Origin of the sequence: Pedomonas sp. V897, from assembly GCF_051304405.1 — a bacterium.
GTDB lineage: Bacteria > Pseudomonadota > Alphaproteobacteria > Sphingomonadales > Sphingomonadaceae > Pedomonas.
Window position 1 is genome coordinate 398,973 of sequence record NZ_JBPPGG010000003.1, and the last position, 4,115, is coordinate 403,087.

Genomic DNA, 4,115 nt, shown 5'->3' on the forward strand with positions numbered 1-4,115 from the left:
TTCGAAATTTTTGTTGAGCCGGACCGTAGGGAACTCGTCCTCCCTCTTTGGCCCCCCGCGTCCCAATTCAGGTTCCACCCAGCCACCTTCTTCCCCCTGATATCTGGGCTGTCCTTTAGCAACAGAAGGACGGCCCAGCGTGACAATCCACAATATCAGGACGGATGGTTTGGGCCGTGTGCGTCTTGGAGAAGTGCTGCGTTTGACTGGTTGGAGCCGTACCACCCTGTGGCGCAAAACCAAGACTGGTCAATTCCCACGCCCAGCTTGGGGCCGGAAACGCGGCGAAGCCTGGTACTGGCGTATTTCTGATATTAGACAGTGGGCGCAACTCGACGAGTGAAACAGCAGAAACCTGTCTGTTTCGCCCCATTAAAGATAAGTTAAAGAAGCGTTAAACAAACATTTAAGACGGCCACATCGGTAACTGTTTATGCTTGATGTGCAAAATTGAAATAGACAGATCTAATCGACCTGTTATTTTGGCATCCCGTTTGGTTTGGACTGCACGGGCGAAGATACTAAAATACAACGGCATGCTTAGATGCCCCTGCAGAGGTTGGAAGCGCAGTCTTTTCTCTTCCTCGCTGTTTGCCCCTGATAATGGGGCACTCCCAACCTGCCGCGCTAAGCAGCGGCCCTGCGAAATCTTGTTTGAAGTTGAGACGTCGTGTTTAACGATCCAAATCTCCGTTATTTAGGAAAATTGTCGCAAATTGAACTGCGGAATCTTGGGGATACCAAGAGAGGGGATCTCGAGATCGGTCTGAGCAGCTGGCAACAAGCCTATGCTGTTTGCGCCGCACTCAATATGTTGCCCATCCCCGAGCGCTACATGATGGAGATGTTTTACTATTTTCAGAAATACGGGGTAATCCGCATTCCGGGGCCAGCTCTCAAGTTGATACAAGAGGATCTTCGCTCCTATTTTCCACGCGGTGCTCCCTGTATTAAGGATTTGATCCCCGAATTTACCGATCATGACGATCTGGTCTCGAAGATTATTTCCCCCTCGGGAAAGGCACAGGTCGTCGAACAACTCCTCGGCGAAGCAAGCATCTCCCACTCCTTTGATCATGCCTTGGCATTAAACGACCTGCGGGAAGCGTCTTTACGGAACGAGAACAAGATATATCAGCATGTCATCACAGGAAGTTTTTCGAAAGTCTTGCATTCCTTACGGAGTAACAAAAAGTCCGGTCTCCGCCCCGATGTCCTGAGGAACACCGTACGTAACCATGCAAGGTACCTTGCTGTTCTGGTTGCCCATCACCAAACCGGAATCGTCCGTGCCCATTCCCGACAACCTTGGGGGTCAGCATTCAGCGGCGAAAACGAATGGAAATACGTCGGCCACACCCTCACTTCCGGAATCGTCTCCCCTGCGCTTATCCTCCAGAAGCTAGCCAGAATTCTGGAGGCGGGTGCCGTAAACGGGATGACTGACGACCAGATTGTCGCCTACCTGATCAAGGAAGGCATTCTTTCCGACGATGCCAAACAAACCGGCGATAAGCCAAAGTTCGGAATGGCAACTTGGCAGATTTGCAGGAACGCCTTCGATAAGTTGCCACCCGAGCAGCGGACCCCAGATGCCGACTTCACCCAGAAGGTGTTACGCCTCGCGGACTCTGCCAAGCCACTCCGCCAACTCCGGCGAGGACACATGAGACTTGCGGGCTTCACCGCAAAGACATTTAGCGAACTACGCTTGCAAGTCAGCCCTTCGGAAGCAACCGCCAGCATCGCTCGCAATTTGCTAGAAGAATTTGCCTCCATCGACAGGATATTGTTTCAACCTGGAGAACTACAACCGAAGGGTAGAATAAAATTCCGTAATTATGGCCTGAAGCAACTTTACTTCATGACCACATTACTCCGGGCAGAAACCATTCCTGACAAACATGCCGCGATGATTGGAGTGGAACGCACGGCCGATGGCGGGATCAATTCTACAAACAACAGCAGTGCTGGGCCTGTTCACAGCATGTTGGAGAAGATACAGGATCCCCTCATCTTCCAGAATCTTCAATCCTGCCTCGGGTTCGAGGTAGCTCATTGGTTTAACCGATACCCGGCGACATTCCCATTTCAGGTTCCACCCATGAGTATCGCAACCTGACGCAGAAACTGTTGGATGAAGAACACATCCAACACTTCTGCAACCGAACTACCTGCAATTGCCGGTGGCTCAACGCCCATTGCCAACCTGGTGCGCCTCCTGGCGCGCCAGGCTGCCCTTGAAGCAGTGGCCAAGCACCGCCATGTTAGTGCGCCCGCCCGCCAAGCTCCGGAACCCCACTCATGAAGCTATCACCTCCCCGCATCGCCGTTTATGGCCGCCATTCATCCGACAAACAAAACCCATCGAGCAGTCAGGATCAGGTCGAAGCCTGCCAGAAGTTGATCGATTACCTCGGTGGCACTGTCGTTGATACCTTTTTGGATGCCGAGGTGTCTGGATACCGGCGCAACCGCCTCGGCCTCCAGCGCATGCTGACAGCAGTCGAGCGCGGCCAGCTAGACATCATTGTGGCTGAATCGCTCGACCGGCTGGCTCGCGATTCCGAGGACATTGCCTGGCTTGCCAAGAAGCTCACCTATCATCAGGTCCGCATCCACACCGTTGCGGAGAACGAAATCGATGAGATCAAGATCGGGGTTGCCAGCTTGCTTGGCTCCCTGTTTCTCTCGAACCTCCAGAAGAAAACTGTCCGCGGCATGGAAGCAGCTGTCCTTGCCGGACGGTTTGCCGGGGGGCGAGCCTACGGGTATCGCCTTGTCGACAAGGTCGACACCCGCGGCCAGCGGATCAAGGGCCTTCTCGAGATTTCCCCTGAGCAGGCTGACATTGTGGAGCAGATCTTTGCGGACTTCTCGGCCGGCATGTCTGCCATCCAGATCGCGAAGAAGCTGAACATGGCCGGAATACCGGGGCCAAGGGGTGGTCAATGGAATGCGAGCACGATCCGAGGTGCCCCAAAGAAGGCGGTCGGTATCCTCAATAACCCCCTCTATGTTGGCCGCCTCGTCTGGAACCGGCGGCAATGGCGCCGCAATCCGGAATCCGAACAGCGGGAGCGTCGCTATCGGCTCCGTGATCCATCCGAATGGGTTGAGATCGACGTGCCTGACCTGAGGATCTTCGATCAAACCCTCTGGGACGCCGTACAGGATCAACTGAAGGCGCGTCAAAAGCCACGCACAGTCTTGGCTGAAAAGCGTCGGCCCAAGCACCTGCTCTCGGGCCTCATCAAATGCAGCGTCTGCGGTGCCAACTACGTCGTCGCCGGCCGTGACTATTACAAGTGCGCCTCCACCAAGGAACGTGGCACCTGCCATAATACCCTTTCAGTCCGTCGTCCGGTCATTGAGCAGGCAGTGCTTTCGACGTTGCAGTCCAGCCTCCTGAGCCCTGCCCAAATCGACCTCTTTGTCGAAGAATACCGAAGGGAAGCGGCGCGTCTGACCCGAACCCAAGATCTGCTCCACGCATCGACGATCGCACAAATCGACGTTCTGGAGCGCCAGATCAGCAACCTTTTGGCAAACTTCGCCCAAGGCGTCGTAAGCCCACGGCTTGCGCACATGTTGGAAGAAAAGGAAGCCGAACTCGCCCAATTGCAGCAGCAGGCAACCAGCCCTGCGCCTGTACTAACTCCCACAATGCCGGACAGCACCACGCTGGCCCGCCTCTATCGCGAAAAAGTGGCCAACCTCACCCGCTCGCTGGAAGATGAGGCCATTCGCCCACAGGCAACCGCCATCATTCGCCAGATCATCCACAGCGTGACCATCTACCCGTCGGACCAGCCGGAAGCCGAGGTAGCAAGCGAACTCGGCCGTTTAATTGACTTAGCTGCAAACGAAAACAGCCCCGGCTTTTTGGGCCGAGGCTGTTCTGTATCGGTGGTTGCGGGGGCCGGATTTACCGCTCGCTTTGCTCGCGTTGACCTTCGGCGCTGACGCGCCTTGGTCCGAACCGGTTGGCTCATTCACCGAGCCCTCACGCCCAAAAACGCCAAAAGCCAGCCCTTGGGGCTGGCTTTTATCGTTTTGGTTGCGGGGGCCGGATTTGAACCGACGACCTTCAGGTTATGAGCCTGACGAGCTAC

General features: G+C 55.2%; 3 protein-coding genes. All 3 read left to right on the forward strand.

What is annotated here, in order from left to right:
- The first annotated feature begins 178 nt into the window (after positions 1–178).
- The 3 genes from ACSJJU_RS10705 to ACSJJU_RS10715 all read left to right on the forward strand — a co-directional run bounded on the left by ACSJJU_RS10705 (position 179) and on the right by ACSJJU_RS10715 (position 3,966).
- A complete protein-coding gene (locus ACSJJU_RS10705; protein ID WP_435915442.1) occupies positions 179–343 on the forward strand; it encodes a helix-turn-helix transcriptional regulator in 165 nt (54 codons plus the stop codon).
- Positions 344–670: 327 nt separating this feature from the next.
- Entirely contained in the window at positions 671–2,122 is a 1,452-nt protein-coding gene (locus ACSJJU_RS10710) for a hypothetical protein (RefSeq protein ID WP_435915426.1), read from the forward strand.
- A 182-nt stretch (positions 2,123–2,304) separates the two neighbouring features.
- Positions 2,305–3,966: a recombinase family protein gene (locus ACSJJU_RS10715; protein ID WP_435915427.1), complete on the forward strand. Its 1,662-nt coding sequence runs from the start codon at positions 2,305–2,307 to the stop codon at positions 3,964–3,966.
- Positions 3,967–4,115: the final 149 nt, after the last annotated feature.

Excerpts from the sequence above, each read along its gene's own strand:
- ACSJJU_RS10715 (WP_435915427.1), top strand. The coding sequence starts at position 2,305 with ATGAAGCTATCACCTCCCCGCATCGCCGTTTATGGCCGCCATTCATCC.